Origin of the sequence: Butyricimonas sp. DFI.6.44, assembly GCF_022132345.1 — a bacterium.
GTDB lineage: Bacteria > Bacteroidota > Bacteroidia > Bacteroidales > Marinifilaceae > Butyricimonas > Butyricimonas muris.
In genome coordinates this window covers 20,104-36,707 of sequence record NZ_JAKNJD010000013.1, presented here as the reverse complement: position 1 = coordinate 36,707, position 16,604 = coordinate 20,104, and the positions used below count along the sequence as shown (strand labels likewise).

The 16,604-nt window shown below is 46.1% G+C and carries 12 protein-coding genes; all 12 read right to left on the bottom strand.

The genetic code is table 11. The annotated features are described in order from the left end of the window. Positions 1-184: 184 nt before the first annotated feature. The 12 genes from L0M98_RS17430 to L0M98_RS17375 all read right to left on the bottom strand — a co-directional run bounded on the left by L0M98_RS17430 (position 185) and on the right by L0M98_RS17375 (position 16,592). A complete protein-coding gene (locus L0M98_RS17430; RefSeq protein ID WP_237961806.1) occupies positions 185-592 on the bottom strand; it encodes a LytR/AlgR family response regulator transcription factor in 408 nt (135 codons plus the stop codon). Between the two features lie 116 nt (positions 593-708). Then, positions 709-1,794 carry a TlpA disulfide reductase family protein gene (locus tag L0M98_RS17425; RefSeq protein WP_227217139.1) on the bottom strand — a complete coding sequence of 362 codons (1,086 nt, stop codon included), beginning with the start codon at positions 1,792-1,794 and terminating at the stop codon, positions 709-711. Positions 1,795-1,830: 36 nt separating this feature from the next. After that, positions 1,831-2,916 carry a TlpA family protein disulfide reductase gene (locus L0M98_RS17420; protein WP_227217140.1) on the bottom strand — a complete coding sequence of 362 codons (1,086 nt, stop codon included), beginning with the start codon at positions 2,914-2,916 and terminating at the stop codon, positions 1,831-1,833. Positions 2,917-2,924: 8 nt separating this feature from the next. Then, entirely contained in the window at positions 2,925-4,538 is a 1,614-nt protein-coding gene (locus L0M98_RS17415; protein ID WP_227217141.1) for a hypothetical protein, read from the bottom strand. A gap of 23 nt (positions 4,539-4,561) precedes the next feature. After that, complete coding sequence (locus L0M98_RS17410) at positions 4,562-5,158, bottom strand: hypothetical protein (protein ID WP_186975950.1); 597 nt, start codon at positions 5,156-5,158, stop codon at positions 4,562-4,564. 83 nt (positions 5,159-5,241) lie between these two features. After that, the gene (locus L0M98_RS17405) at positions 5,242-5,874 is read right to left on the bottom strand and encodes a hypothetical protein (protein WP_227217142.1); all 633 of its coding nucleotides are present in this window, start codon (positions 5,872-5,874) and stop codon (positions 5,242-5,244) included. Between the two features lie 10 nt (positions 5,875-5,884). Continuing rightward, positions 5,885-6,541: a hypothetical protein gene (locus L0M98_RS17400; RefSeq protein ID WP_227217143.1), complete on the bottom strand. Its 657-nt coding sequence runs from the start codon at positions 6,539-6,541 to the stop codon at positions 5,885-5,887. A 99-nt stretch (positions 6,542-6,640) separates the two neighbouring features. Then, positions 6,641-8,332: a DUF4998 domain-containing protein gene (locus L0M98_RS17395; protein ID WP_227217144.1), complete on the bottom strand. Its 1,692-nt coding sequence runs from the start codon at positions 8,330-8,332 to the stop codon at positions 6,641-6,643. 17 nt (positions 8,333-8,349) lie between these two features. Then, on the bottom strand, positions 8,350-9,759 hold the full coding sequence (locus L0M98_RS17390) for a DUF4959 domain-containing protein (RefSeq protein WP_227217145.1): 1,410 nt from the start codon (positions 9,757-9,759) through the stop codon (positions 8,350-8,352). A gap of 61 nt (positions 9,760-9,820) precedes the next feature. Then, a complete protein-coding gene (locus L0M98_RS17385) occupies positions 9,821-11,785 on the bottom strand; it encodes a RagB/SusD family nutrient uptake outer membrane protein (RefSeq protein WP_227217146.1) in 1,965 nt (654 codons plus the stop codon). Between the two features lie 18 nt (positions 11,786-11,803). Continuing rightward, complete coding sequence (locus L0M98_RS17380; RefSeq protein ID WP_227217147.1) at positions 11,804-15,271, bottom strand: SusC/RagA family TonB-linked outer membrane protein; 3,468 nt, start codon at positions 15,269-15,271, stop codon at positions 11,804-11,806. A 91-nt stretch (positions 15,272-15,362) separates the two neighbouring features. Beyond that, positions 15,363-16,592, bottom strand: coding sequence for a FecR family protein (locus L0M98_RS17375; RefSeq protein WP_227217148.1), 1,230 nt, complete (start codon positions 16,590-16,592; stop codon positions 15,363-15,365). Positions 16,593-16,604: the final 12 nt, after the last annotated feature.

Here is a 16,604-nt window from a genome sequence, read left to right as displayed (position 1 = left end):
GAAATACAATAATAAATATTTCTATATTCAAAATTATCAATATAATATTTCTGTAATTTAGAAGAATAATCATCTAAAGTTTGAACCTAATATCAGCTCTCCAAGAGTGTACTCTTGTACTAAACATTCACCGGAGCCCGTCGATAAATTTATCCACGAGACCGGTGAATATTAAATTACACGATTACTCCCCGTTCCCCGTTTTCGGGTTTTCCCGGGAAGTATCCAGTATATTAAAACAAGCCAACACGTTTTTCCGGTAATAGTCCCCCAGCGGGAACCATTTCTCCCCGGCTCGCAAGGAGTTGCCCGCCCACGTGTCGACATAACGCAGGTTCAGGATAAAACCACGGTGTACACGAACAAGATAGGCGTCCAGTAGCTGCCACTCCACGCTACCCAAACGGCACGCCACGGTAATCCGGGAGTTATCTTTAAAATGAAAATAACAATAATTACCCGATGCCTCTATCCAAACGATTTCGGCATAAAAATACTTCTTGTAATACTCGTCCTGACGAATAAGCAAGCCATCTGCCACCAGCGGTGACACTCTCAAAGGTGCAGTTACACCCGATAAATCTGTTTTCATTGACAATTAAATTTATGCCTCATGAAAAACTCACCGACGGGCGTAGACAATAAATAAAAAGAGGGGAGCCATTTTCTCGACTCCCCCCTAGCACGCACCAAATTTATAAAACTCGATTACTTTTTCTTGCTCTTTTTCAGCAATTTCGCCACCGTGTCACGAAGGGCATCCCCGCGAAGGCCTTTCGCCACGATACGGTTCTCCGCGTCAACGAGAAACGTCGCCGGGAGTTCATGCACCATGTAAAGACGGGCGATCGGGGAGGCGAAGCCTTGCAAGTCCGAACCGTTTGTCCACACCATCCCGTCCATACCGATGGCGTTGCGCCACTCACCACGGTTCTCGTCAAGCGAGATGCTGACGATTTCCAGACCCAGCGGGCGGTATTGCAGGTAAAGCTTCACGAGGTCAGTGTTGTCCTGACGGCAGAGAGGGTTCGTTGAAACCCAGAAGTACACCAGCTTCAACTTGGCGGGAAGGTCATGCAACGAGAAGGTGTTCCCGTCGGGCTTCTCCGTGGTGAAATTAGGAGCCACCTCGCCAACGGCTAGTTTCCCGTATTGCTCGAGGGCAGCGGCGATTCGCTTGCCGGGAACGGTGACTCGGGCAGCTTCCCCGAGAAGGTCATACTTCGAGCGCAAGCCCTCTTCCGTTTCACCGCTGATACCAAGGGCGATCACGTGCGCCGTGGCGTACTCGTCGGGGTTCGCCTTGATTAACTCGATAGTGGCGTTCACCGATGCCTCGTAGGCCTTGTTCACATGGTCTTGCAAGGCTTGGACGTTCGCCCCGGGCTGTTGTGCCTCTGCCGCCACCTTGGCTTGTTCCGCCAAAAAAGCTTGACTGATACGGGTGAAACGGGTCAATAATTCCTGTTGTTTGCCGCCTTGTATCATCGCGCCCCTGCCACTCACGTTCACCATGAAATTGGCGTTCTCCAGAATCAACGGTATCATGCCGTTCCCGTCAGAAGGAGCGAGGTAAGCCGCCACGGGAGCGTTCACTTTGCCTGTAAAGACGAAAACGCCGTTTTTAACCGTCACGGAACCCAGCGTATCGGGCTTTTCCCGTTCGTTAGCGATTAACAGAAGAGTCCCGTCTGTCATCCCGCTCACTTTGCCACTGATTTGGTAACCCTGCTGGGCTTTACAAGCGAACGTCGAGAGTATCGCCAAACCAATCAATAATGAAATTTTTCTCATAATCTAAACGTTATAATATTACACTTTATATTACCTTTATTTTCCCAGCAACTCCGCTATCCTTTTTTCCAAGGCTTTTCCCCGGAGATCCTTGGCGATGATGCGGTTGTTCTCGTCGAGAAGAATGGTGTGAGGGATGCCCCGAACGAGATAACGAGAAGAGATTTCTTGTTTTTGGTCCATGATGTTAGACCAAGTCATCTTCTCGTCCTGCATGGCTTTCACCCAGTCTTGGGGTTTCGAGTCGAGCGACACGCCGATGATTTCCAACCCGGCATCACGATATTTCTTGTAAATCTTGCACACGTTCGACATCTCTTGACGACAGGGGGCACACCACGATGCCCAAAAGTCCACGAGTTTCACTTTCGCCTTGATACCATGCAGGGAAACGGCTTGCCCCTCTGCCGTGGTTCCCGAGAAATCGGGTGCAATGGAACCCGGTTCCACTTGCTTGAACACGTCCAACTGCCGGACGATCATCTGCCCGTAAGGACTGTTTTTGGCAGGCTCTCCCAGCATATCGTGAAGAGCTTTTAAAGAGGTGTAATTCATCTGTCCCATCCCGGCGGCAATCACGTACGCGGACACGAACGAGTCTTTGTATGTCTTGAAAAGCTCCAACTGTTGGGCTTCCGCTTCCGCCGCCACTTTCTCGAATTGCTGTTGTAACGCCTGCAATTTCATCTGGTTTTGTTGGGCATAAGCGGCACGGGCCTCCTGTTCCATCTTCATCTTCTCTCGAAGAATCCGCTGGTTGATGGCATCGAACTTGCCCCATATCTGCTGGGATTCGCCACCCCCTTGCACCTCTATCCCGGCTTCCCCGGCGACCAGCGTGTATCCCGTGTTTTCCAGCATGAGCGTGGCTATCGGTTGCTGCTGTTCCCCGGCGAGGATATACGCGGGGATAATCCCCTCCACGGTTCCCGCGAACTCGAATTCCCCGTTCACCATTACCGCCTCACCCAGTTTGACCAAGCCGCCCGGACCACTCGCCGCCAACACGAGATTCCCACCGAGGGTACCACCCAAGTGCCCCGTGATTTTAAAACTCTCTTGCGCCCGAATATTCCCGAGCAGAGATAACATGATTATAAATAAATTTAAAAGTTTCATCATATTTACATTTACAATTTATTGATACTCTTCGGTTCGAATTGCTTTATATCAAAAGATATTTCCAAGGGCTGCACTTCTCCCTTGATAAATCGAACTTCCCAACGCGGAACAACTTCCACGGCACGACGCACCAGCATCACCCACGGGTCGGTGGGGTCAGTAATGACCCGAGCCTCGTGTTCATTATAGACATCAAGACGAATCTCCCGTATCGAATCCGCCACGCCATTCCGGTTGGGATAGACCATGAAAGTAACGTGCAGGACACGATCCTTTAACTCAGGGTAATTATCCCAGTCGTGCGAACGAACGGTTCGAATGAATTGATTGTAAGCGGCGGTGTCCCCGGGTTGAATGTAATTATCATAAACGTTTTTCCAAACCACTTCACCGTTTTTCACCTCGAAAACAATTTCCCGACAAGAAATCCAGGCCCACGGGTACTCCTCGCCCACCGGATCGCCCTCGTCCACCTTGAACGAACCCGAGTACCACGATGCCACCACCGGTTTGCGGTGATTGCCGTGCACAAGTGTCGATAAAGGAATTCGCTTCCCCGTGCGACCATGACGAATTTCAGTCAACCATAAACGCCCGTCCGCTATCTTCCACCGGGCAACGTACCCCCGGGGATTTCTCGTCGTGAACGCTCCTTTCAACCGGGGACGCAAGCGGGTCATCACGTCCGGATCCTGTTGCAGGGGATTGACAATCAAAACGTAATTCCTACCATCTATCTCTATCGAATCCAATTGTTTCAATTTACCGGGCAACCAGTATTTATAAGGTGCCGATCTATCCCGTCCCCACTTCACCCGAAGTTGCACGGGTTGAATTTTCCCATCAAGCGTGAGTACATTCCAATCATCCATCAGGGCAAGACACCTCTTGATTTCCTGCACGTACGGATGATTCTCGTCGTATTCTTTTTCCTTTATTTCAAAATCCCCCCACATGCAGATGGTGTCCTGATTCGGTTGGGGATAACGATACCACGACAACACCTTCACTTGCCCCGTCGTCCCATCAGGTTTAGGAATGATTTGAACATTCAAGCTCGAATCGCCTTCCCAGGTCATTCCCTTACCGTTAAAAAGTACGTCCAGCGTATAATCGCTTTCATCATTTCCACTTTTCTTCAAACTATTGTATATCTCTTTTTCCTTCGTCACCACGCCATCGCACAACGAATAGATAGTTTCATGCTCGTGATACTGGGCAAATCCCATGTGCTCGTAATACACTTGCTCTCCCCTTACCACGCGTATCTCCCCGCTAAACCAGCGGGCAGCAATTCGTCCGTTCTCCAAATAAGCGTCAAAAATACCATCCAGATTCACCCGCTTCCCATTAAACAAATGAATTGCTTCAAGATACAAGGTCTCGTTTTCTAACCGCCATGTCCCGATATACCCTCGCCAAAGAGCCGTACACATGACTTTCGGGTCAAGCCGCTCACTCACCTTTCTCGAAAGAGTTGTATCCGCTTTGAGAGGACAACTTAACATCCAAAGCGTATCTCGCCCGATAATGATTTTCTCCCCGATCTGTCCCGTTGCCTGTACCAAAGTACTAAGGCTACAAAGAACGAGGATCACCACGATAAATATCTTGTTTTTCATAGTTTATATTAGTAGTTACTGTATCATTTCTTTTTCACGGATTCTTCCGCTTTCAATTTTTCATACAAATACTTGTCATACGTTATTTTTAGGGTACAAAACGCTCCATTCTTGAAATCCATTTCTCGAATTAATTTCTTATCCTTCTCTTCTATCACGGGAACCAATTTCATCATTTCTTTCTCTATCTCGTGGTAACGATCCACGGGAAGATTAATCCAGAAATCACCTTCATTATGCTGTACACCAAACGAGATTTTTTCTATCTTTAAATCCTCGTTCAAAATAAAATTTACAAGAAGCCAATCGCCCATGCAAGGCAAACGCAAATCCTCGGGTTTAATATGCTTAAACACGATTTCTTCTATTTGCTCACGCATTTTCTTGGGTACATGCAACCAGTCAAAACGATCAAAACGCCGAACAGAATCCGTGATAACCACATTGGTAATTTCACTATAAACATAACCTTTTACCACTTTATAAGCCACATTTTTACCTCTCACGATTTCTCCCGACTTTTTATCTTTCACTATGTCATTTCTCGTTTCTTCCCGATTTTGAGAAAACGATACGCTGAAAAATAGTATAAACACGAATAATAATTCAAGATATCTCATAATCAAAATTCTTAACACACGCCTCCATTCGCAACCTCTTGCAAACAAGCAAGGGACTCCCCGCCGTAGCGGGGAAGTAACCATTAATCGATTGCATTATTTTTTGTTTCAGGCTCCTTGGCATTCAATGCCTCAACTACTCTTTCATAATCAACTCTTAGACATAAAAACTCTCCGTTTTTAAAATCCATCCTGTTAATCCATTTTTTATCTTTCTCCTCTATCACGGGTTCCATTTTCATTATCTCTTGCTCTATCTTGTAATAGAAATCCATAGGAAGGGTTGGCCAAAAATCACGTTCTCCAACCTCTCCAAAAACTTCACCATGATTCAAAGAAAACATAATCTTTTCCACTTTAAATTCCTTGTTCAAAATAAAACTGATCACAAGACTACCATCAGCAACAAACTCCTCGCGAGATAAACGCAAATTCTCCATTTTAACATACTTATACACGATCTCTCTTATTTGTTTTCTCATTTTCACAGGTGCTAGTTCCCCTCCGAAATGATACCAAAGAGTATCCTGAATATCTACATTTTTAATATTATAGAAGAAATCATCTTTCATGACCCGATAAGCCACATTCTTACCTTTAACAATTTCTCCCGACTCTTTGCCTTTCACCACGTCACTTCTCGTTTCTTCCCGATTTTGAGAAAACGATATGCCGAAAAATAGCATAAACACAAATGATAATACAAGATATTTCATAATCAATGTTTTATTTAATACTCAAAAAATGATATAAATTCTGAAAACTATACGGTCCTGGTTCTTCTGTATAATTTGTATTTGTTCCGTATAGATGATGCTTCCTAAGTTCAACCAAAGCCTTTTCATAAAGTCGTTGGAATTTAATACTTCCCTTCGTATCCATCACACTCCAAGTTGTATATTTTGCTAATTTTCTAATACAATCCACAAATTTCGTAGATACGGCATAAAAATCCTTCTCTTCAGCACCTTCAATACTCATCACCAATAAATATTGCGCCATGTATGCCTCGACCTCATGATTTCTTGATGCCACAGCTATTTCTTTCATTTGATACACATGAAATAACTCGTGAAATAAAAGCGGTCCAAAAGGATCACTTAGATCATTATATCGTATTATTCCCCCACCAACATATCCCATCGTTCCAGGTTTCATTGATTGATCGTATTCAAATTTCACAGGTATGCTTAACTTCTCGATAAGTTTCTTTCCCAAAGTTGTTCCCTTTAAGCCTTCCATTGCATCCTCCATTGGTCCCACCCCACGGGTAAGCACCCCTTGTCTTAAAACATTCTCCTGTTCTACATTCCATGTTTCTTGGGTACAACTCCCAAGAAGATAGAATATAAACAGTAATTGTAAAAATCTTATTTTACTCATAGTTTCATTATTTTACAAATGATACTCCTCCCCGTCCACAATCTATTGCAAACGAGTAAGGAACTTCCCCGCCGGAGTGGGGAAGTCACCATGTGAATTTTATCGATAGATGTAAGGAATAAAATCGCCGATACGAAGGCTGAATATGGGCAATCCCGAAGTCGTTTCACCAACGACTTTCGTGTTCATGCTCAAGCGGATGTATTGCACATCCTTACGCTTGTCAACCGGGATATTGATAAACGTGGTTTCGCCGATAGCATTTCCCAGGGAAACGCCTCCCTCGTCGAACGTAGCTTGTTCCCAGCTATAACCATTCGCGGAAACCTCTATTTTCAAAGAAGAAAGCAAGTATTTCAACTCTTTCTCGATATCGGTTGAACCCGTGTTAGCTTGCACGAACTTGAACCCGTGCAAGGGTTGCAACTTTTTCATGTCGATATTCACGGTCACCGTGAACAAGCCAAAATCCGTTCCCGGTTCAAAAACGCTAGCCGGGTCATCATCCAACATACAAGCCACGCCATATTTCTTATCTCCATTGTACGTGGTATCCGAACAAGTCAACTCCCAACCTTCCGTGTCGAGCGGCTCAATCGCAGGCATCTCGTTCAAATTCTCGCCTCCTTTCTCGTTCAACCAGTTCATGTCGATTTTTGCCGGGGTAGCCGGTACATACGGTGGGTATCCCGGATCATCTGTTGACAACATATCAATATACGACTGGCCATAATATTTCGCGAAAAGATAGTGTTGGTTATAGCATTCCACCTCCACGCCACGCGTCTTACTTAAGTAGTACAAAGTAGTTAACGCAAGATAGGGATCTGTTGTACTCACGTTTTCCTGATGGTTGTCCAACATATAACGATTTTTACCCAAAAGCACCTTTTTCAAGTTCGGAAAATAGAATAAGTCTTGAAAAGTTGGCAAATTGTAATCCAATTCGAGTACTTCCACGTCATCCACCTTGCTTTGCCAATCAATCCCGTACTCGTGCATCATCACGTTCACGAAACCGGAAGACCACACCCGTTCTTCCAGCGACAAGGTCACAGGATCGAATTTAATCGTGTCAATACACCCCGCGAGCAAGCCCCTTCGCTCCACCGTGAGCGGCTTATTGAAATCAACGCCCACGCTTTCAGCGATACTCCCGTCCTCATTGGGCAACATAAACATAATATCGTTGATAAATTGAACACTACGCCCCATATTTTTAAGAATATTCCAAGTATATTCTTTCCCATCGGTACCCCAGTATCTCAAGTTGATTTCTTTTAGATTGGCATTCTTCCCGTCCAACGTCACCACCAGCCTATCGGTTACCGGGTAGAAATTGACAATACCGCGGGTAAAAGAACGCAAATCCTCGTGCACTTCCGTGTAAGGACGACCGTAATTGGTTTCCACAAGTGATTCCGTGCCATCGGCAGCCACGTTACTCACTTTCACGGAATAAACGGCATCCTGCAAGTTCTCCAAATAGATTGTATCCATTAAATCGTCTCCCAACACATCCTTGGGCGTCACGTAAACCACCATCGGCTCGGCATCAAGTTCCGATTGGTAAGCAATTTTTACCTTCTCGATATCAGGATCGATATTCCCTTTCCAAGAAACACGCAAACGCTCCCAACCCGGTGCAATATTCAAATCCGAACACTTGCCCGTGTATCGAATCACCCCGTCACCGCTAAATTCATCGTACGTGTCTTCCAAGTCCTCGCAACTCACCGCGAAGAGAGCCGCGAAAAACCATGTCATATAGTATAATTTGTTTTTCATCATTTTGAGCATTCTTTGATTTATTCCGCTTTTATACACACTTCCATTTCGTTGAACGTCACGTACTCACGGGCATTAGCTTCCGGTTGATAGTAATTCCTCACATTATTATAAGTATCCGTAACCACCAGAATCAAATAACGGAATTTTCTTCCCGCCTCGTAATTACACAACATCCGTAAAACCACCGGATCAGCCGCCAAAACGTCTTTCTCATCTCCTTGTCTCCAATCTTCTCTCCAACCGGCTCCTCCTTGACCACCCAAACAATCAGTACGGGTAGCCCAAGAATCCCAAAGATTATCCACATCATCATCCAACTCGTAAAGAAGCACACACGAGGAAAGGTCTACCGTTTTCGGGTCACTATTCGTACCATACAACTTCGCCTTCGCCGGAAGGTGAGCATAATATTGACCGTTCCATATATCTGACACAAGATCAGGGAATACAACAGTCGATGATTCTCCATTTTTAGGCCAAGACGTTTGATAATTCAAAAAAGCATAGAGAGAAACCGCCGCCGGAACCCGCTCCTGCTTCAAATCAATAATAAAACGATTCTCTTTAGCCCCCTCGTGATAAAAAGCATTCGGTCCCACCACGTACGTGTCGTACTTGTATTGAACCCCCGCGAGTTTATTTCTACGGAAGCCGATACCCCGTTTATCGCCATCGAACAAGTATTCCAACCCGAACCCATGCGTAGCATTAGTGACCGTCTTTCCCCCGAACTCGTAAAGGAAATCATCCTCGTATTTCAAGGTATCCATCGAAAGACAAGGCAAACTTTTATACACTTGAAGTTTCACCCGCTTCCCGTCAAAATCATCCGTCCGCACAATAACATCCGTGGTTTCCATCACTTGCGACATCTCGAAGTTAAGCGTGTCTCCTCCACTTTTAATGGGAGTACTGGACATTAGAATCGAATCCAATTCCCCGGTCAACGGGTTGGTTCCCATGTAGAATACATGCACCATACCGGTAACGGTTTCCGGGGCTGTATAGGACACAGAGAATCCACCCCAGAACTCTTGAACCCTCAAACTATCGAACAAAGCCACGGTAGCCGAATTCTCCGTGTTGAAAGTCGCCTCGATGGCTTCCGACTCCACGAAGGAGCGATTGAAAAACGAGATTTGCGCGGGCACGTTCTGCCGTGCCTCGGTAAAACCGGTCAACAACAACGTATCGCCCAAGTAAGACCCCTCCCGGGTACGCAATTCCCCCCAAGCGTCGCGGTAACGAACACGTACCCCGTAAACATCCGCGTTTTTCACGTAATATTTCATCATGGCACCTCCCGGAACAGGCTGGAAATCGAGCTTACGGAACTCCACGGGCACGTCGAAACTCAAGTCCTCGTCCTCCTTGCAGGCAAAAAATCCGGAAAACAATACCAACAAAAATAATATCTTTCGTATCATAATTTAAAATTTTCAATTAAGTTCACAATCTAAAATCGTAAATCTACAATCATAAATTCATTTACCATCCCAAGTTCTGCACACAACCGGAATTCATGATCTCCATACTCGCGATAGGCCAGAAATAATCCCGCGGTGCCACGAATTTATTCTCATTGCTAACAATCACCGGACCTTTGCCATGGTTATAGAAGTTTTGAGCGTCTTTACCCGTGACTACCCAACCATACAATTTGTCATTCAACTCCACGTGAGCTGTTTTCCAGCGACGCAAATTCCAGAAACGCATCCCCTCGAACGCAAATTCGATGTTCCACTCCTGGCGGATGATTTCACGTAAGCCTGATTTATCTTTCACTTTATTCTTATCCTTTGCCATTGCCCAAGACACCTCTACATCCGGAATTCCGGCACGCTCGCGGACCGCATTCAAGTACTTGTAAGCATTGGGCATATCGTCTATCTCGTTGTATGCCTCTGCCGCCAACAAATATAACTCCGCCACACGAATCAAGGGGAACGGTCTTCTACCCCGGGAATCCAAACTCGTTGCATAGTCATGAAGAGCGCAGGAAGAATATATCCATTTTTTCAAGAAATAACCGGTCAGATTTTGGCGCAACAAGGAATTGATACGATTCTCTTTTAGCCCGAAATCCTCACCCTGGTACACCTCCACCTTGTAACGATGGTCGGTGGTCGGTCCCAATTGCCAGTACGTGCGGTCTGCAGCGATATCGGCATAAAAACGCGGTTCTCGACGCGTATGCAGATAAGGGATCTCTTCCTCCAACATGATAACATCAGTATATTTCGGATCGGTCACTTTTATTAACTGGTAGGGGTTACCACCACCATAAGTGGGGTCCTGGTCAATGGGCAAACCATTGTCCGTGTAGAACATTTCCACCATCTTCATGCTGGGGCTAATACAAGCTCCTTGCAATTTGCTCTCTCCCGTCGGGGTACGAGGTAAAGTGTAAGGGTAAAATTCTCCCGCCGCACCATTGGGTTTAATCATGAGTAAGGCTTCTGCGCTCTGGAAATTAAAGGTAGTGGTGGACATTTCGATATTTTTCATGTATCCCAATAATTCAGATGTCCCGGATTGCCCGTCGACCAATTTTTTCCCGCTCTCTAAACAAACCTCGATAGCCTCGACAGCAGCCTTAGCAGCTCGTCGCCATTTCTCCGGATCTTTCGTCGTGCTGAACAAGGGTTCCCCGTTTTTATTCGTGAAATCCCGGTAATCGGGGTTCCCGTTAAACAAATCGGAAGCTTGATACGCCAACGCACGGGCTTTCAGTGCCAAGGCCGCCTCTTTGCCGAAATAAGCCCGCCGACTGGCTTCCTTCTGCTCCAACGGGAAAAGTAACTTCGCCGCCTCATCACACAATTGAACAATTGCATTGAAACAAGTATCCACGTGACTGCGCGGCACTTTCATCGACTGCACGTCCACGTTCGGGTCGATATTCTCAGGAACCAGAATAATAGGCCCGTAACGACGCACCAATTCAAAATAGTAGTACGCCTTCAACGCCATCACCTCTCCTTTCCGTTCACGCTTCTCTGCATCGTCCCAATTATACACCTGATCAACCTTACTGATAAAATGATTACACATATTGATCGCCGTGTAGTAATCCGTTCTACCTACTAAATTCCCATTTATAGCTACTTTTTTCGACCAACGGTCACTATACGGGTCCAATGAAGTCTGCATCGCACTACCAATCATCAATCCGGCGAACACGGGACGTTGATTGCCGTCAATTATACTTCGCACGTAATCGCACGCCACAAACTCGTCAGCACCAAAGAATGCCTCGTTTTCCATAATCGATGGAACGGGCTCCTGCAAAAAGATGTAACAACTTCGTAACCATTCCTCTGCCTCATTCCGAGTCTCGAACTCCGTATCCAAGGTTGTCATATCTTCCTCCGGCACGATATCCAACCAACTATCGCAAGCGGAAAAAAGGAAGAACGGCATTAATAAAACTGATGATAATAATCGTTTCATATCGTCATACTTTTTAAATTAGAAACTAACACTCACACCCACGGCATAAGTTTTTTGTATCGGGTAATTGAACCCGTTCTCACCCAACTCTACATCCCACAACTTGAAGTTACTGAACATAAACGGATTGTTCGCCCTAGCAAAGAATTTCACGTTTTGCATGCGAAGTTTCGTGCGCAAATTCAAGGGTAGATTGTAAGCCACCTCTAACGACGTACAACGCAAGAAACGACATTCACGCATGAAATAGGTGGATTTACGCTCCCCGTTATTAATGTTATCCCAATCTTCCTGGGGGTTATTGACCGTGATACTCTGCGTGGAAAGGCGCGGCCAGAAAGGACGATCGCTCGCGTTCTTCTCCGTCCAATGGCTGTCGTATATCGCTTTCAACATGGCATGATCGTTCACGAAGGGAGAGAGTGCCCCCGGATTAAGGAAGAATCCCCGGTTACCGGATCCTTGAAACGAGAAATTGAATTCCCAGTTCTTATAGTTGACGAAACCGCTGAAACCATAGATGATACGCGGTGTTTCGGGGAACCCGATATGCACGGCATCTTCCACGTCAATCGTACCGTCGCCGTTGATATCGCGATAGCGAATATCTCCCGGCTCCGCCGTGGATTGAGTAGGAGAGTTATCAATTTCTGCCTGATCATGGAACAATCCCTCGGCAATATACCCGATCTGTTGCGAAATCTCGTGTCCCTTTTTCCATTGCCAACGAGGCTTGTCGGTAGCCTCTTCCAGTTCCTTGTAAACCGCTTTATTGTAAGTGAAGGTTCCATTCAAGATAATCCAGAAATCGGGCGAGAAAGCGTGTTGCACTTTTGCTGACAAATCCATACCGCGAGAACGCACTTTACCCATGTTGTCCAACGGGTACAATTCGATACCCATGTTGGCAGGAATCACCGTACGGTTAGCGATAATATTATGGCGAATCTCTTGGTAAATATCAACATTCAATTCCAATACATCTCTAAAGAAACGAGATTCCAATCCCAAATTTACCTGTTCGGAAATTTCCCATTTCACATCCGGATCCCCGTAATTTTGAATTTGTTTTCTTCTAAAAGCATCATCGTTACCAACCTCCGGATAAACACCTGTATTCACGTATTCAGACTTACCAATCTGTGGCATATACACGAAACGCGGAGTAGCGATAATCCCGTCATTACCGACCTTCCCGTAAGAACCTCGCAATTTCAAGAAAGAAACGATATTACTTGCACCTTGCAAGAAATTTTCTTTCGACACGATCCAAGCAGCTCCCGCGGAAGGGAAGAATCCCATGCGATTATTTTTCGTGAAACGCTCGGAACCATTGTAACCGAAACTGGCTTCTACAAAATAGCGATCCAAGAACCCGTAGCTGCCACGCATGGAAAAACTTAAATTACGGTTTTCAATACCATCATACAAATCTTTAGTCGGGGCATGACTTGCCTGACGAGCTTGAAAGACAGCAGTCAAAGAAGTTTGGTGCTCTCCCCATGCCGCCGTGTGCAACAAACGTCCCTCGTATACCCATTGGGTGGAGATACTCCGACTAATTCCTGTTCCCAATTCTGGTTTTCCCAAGGTACGACGCCCATTGTTATTCACTGGAGTCAAAAAATGTTCGCCCGTTTCAAAATCATATCCCCCGTTCTCCGGATCACAAGCATAATAAAAAGGTTTGGTTTCATAAATTTCTTGGAAATAATTGGAATTCGAGTACGATACGCTGGCTCGTAACTCCAGACCTTTCAACAAGGTAGATAAATTGTGAATATACTCGAGCCGAGAGGTTAAGGAAAACCGTCCTCGCTCCGTGTAACCGGCTTGTATACTAGCATAAGGGTTAACTACATCATCTCGCCCTTTCACGTTCCCGAAACGAAGATGAGGCCATCCATTTTCCTTATCGCCCGGGTAAGTGGGGGCGAAATCCACCGGCGATGCGTTAAACGCCATAGCATAAGCCGTATGCACATCCGCTTTAGGTCCATGATATTTGTCCACGGAAAAAGAGGTATTTGCCAATAAACGAATCCCGGCATTCAGGTTCACGTTCAAGTTCAAACGAGAGGAAAGAGTGGAATTCTTGATATTCACGTCAAACTGATTCAATTTGTCGGTTTTCAACATACCTTCATCATTCACGTAATTCACAGAAGCATAGTATTGCACCAGTTCGGAGCCCCCACGCACGTTTACACCCACACGGTGGTTGATAGATACATCTTTAAACAAAATCTTGTACCAGTCATTAGCAGGATAAAGCCACGAGGGATACCTGGGATCTCCCGTGCGCTCGATTTTCGTCAACGAATAGGCGGGAGTGGCACTCGGGTTACGAGTAATCAACGCCTCGTTATACATCAACATATACGTTTTCGGGTCTACAACCTCGATTTTATCCGTCGGCATGGAAGCTACAGCCTCGTAACGCACAGAGGTATAAACGCTTCCCGCCTCTCCTTTCTTCGTGGTCACGAGGATTACACCGTTCGCCCCACGGGCTCCGTACATCGCCGTGGCGGAGGCATCTTTCAACACGGAGAAACTTTCAATGTCTTCCGGTGCCATACGGGCCAAATCCAAACGAGAGGATTCTACCCCGTCAATCAACACCAAAGGCTCGGAAACCCCGTTGGATGAACTGATACCGCGGATGTAAAATTTAGTATTCATCTCTTCCTCGGTCAATGCACCTGGCGCACCACCCGTTTGCCAACCAATGATACCGGCGATCTTTCCGGCAAAACTGGAAGTCAAATCACTACTTGATGATTTCAAATCCATCGGGCGAACGGTGGTGATAGAGGAAACCACACTTTCCTTTTTTTGCTCACCGAATGCCACAACGGTCACCTCCTCGAGGTTTTCCTCGGTGGGATTTAATGTAACATTTAACTTGCTTTTCCCTTTAACATCAACGGTCACGGTCTTGTACCCGATGAAAGAAACCCGCAATACATCGTCCGGCTTGGCGGCAATGGTATATTGCCCTTCCCCATCGGAAGCAACACCCTGCGTTGTCCCCACAATCACGACCGTAGCCCCTGCAACAGGATTTCCCTTTTCGTCCACTATACGACCACTGATTTTAAGCAAATTGGATTCCTGTTTCGGCCCGACAAGAATTTTACCGTTTGCTTGTTGTGAACAAGTTAATCCGGTTCCCTCCAAACAAGCCTTTACCGCCTCGAACACGGTGATATTTTCCCGTTTTAAGGTAATCTTTTTCGCCTCTTTCATCACGACCTCTTCCCGGAAGGTGACCACGTTTCCTCCCAATCGATTGATCTCGTGCAGTGCCCGCAACACGCTGAAATCCTTGAAGTCAATTGAAATGGTTTTCTGATTTGCCTGCTGCGCTAAAAGCGAGGCAGACCCCAGCAACAGTGCCACGAAAAGTGAAAAAACACTAAACGATTTTCCGCACGTGCATAAAAGTCCTGAAAAGACTTTTGGTTTCGTCCTTTTTTTCATAGATTTGTGATATTAAATTTAACATTAGCCTTGTCGCTGAACAAGGTCGTCAAAGTGGAGCGCCCGCGAAGTTGCTCCATTTTGCTTTTTATTATGATTTATTTCTTACGTACACGACATTTCCCTCGATTTTAAATTCAGGTCCCCCCGTGAAGGTGAACGCCTCCAAGATAGACTTCAGCGTTTCGTCCTTGCTAAAGTAACCGTTGAACGTGTAATCCTTCTTTGCCCCGGTTTCATAAATAAATTTCACGCCATACCAACGCTCTATCTGCCGGGTCACAACCTCTATATTTTCTTTGTTAAACACGAACATACCCTCTTTCCAAGCGATGACGTTATCCAGATTCGCCTCGGACACGCTCAATTTCCCGGTTTGTTGATTCCAGTCCGCCTGCTTGCCGGGTGAAAGCACCACCTTGCCAGTGGTATCCGCCAATGACGCCACGTCTACCTTTCCGGTGAAAAGAGTGGTTATCACATCAACCTCGTTTTTATAAGCCTTGATATTAAAAGAGGTTCCCAACACTCTCGTGCGGATATCGTTGGTTCGCACGATAAAAGGCCGTGCGGCATCCGGGGTTACCTCGAAGAACGCTTCGCCTTCCAACCGTACCACCCTTTCGCCCCTGCCGAAAAGAACGGGAAATTCCAATTCACTCTCGGAATTGAGCCAAACCCGGGTTCCGTCGCTTAATACCAAAGAGTAGAAGCCCCCGGTTGTCGTGATAACCTTGTTCATCTCCAGCTTATCGGGCACCACCGAATCTGCTTGCATCCGGTCGGAATCGTAAACCAACTTGTCCTCCTGCCCCATAACCAACGCTGTCCCCACCCGAGTGGAATCCTGTTGTATCTTGGTCATCCCCACTTTTTCCCCGTCCGCCAAAACCAGAATTACCTTATCCTGTACTGTCGCCGCGGAAGGCAACACCTTGGCAACTTCCACTTTCTTGAGTTGTACCTTTTTCGGGGTATCTAGCACGTACTCGAAAAGGAGCATACTCCCCAGTATGAAGACTGCCGCAGCACTACCGCACCACAAGAGATAACGTTTTACCCGCTTTTGCCTGTTCCGCCTCGTCAAAGAGCGCAAAATATCGGACTGCAATTTCCCGTAGTCCGTTTGTAGATCGTATCCCGATTTCAAATTCAAATGTTCCTTCAAACTCTCGTCGGCAACAATCTTGTCACAAAGTGCCTGCCGCCCTTCGCCCCCTTTAATCCAGACCTCAAACACCCGCTTCTCCTCTTCGGTTGCGATGCCGTATCTTACGCGTAAGATGATCCGTGCGATTTGATGACTCTGAAATTCTTTCATTCTTTTACATTT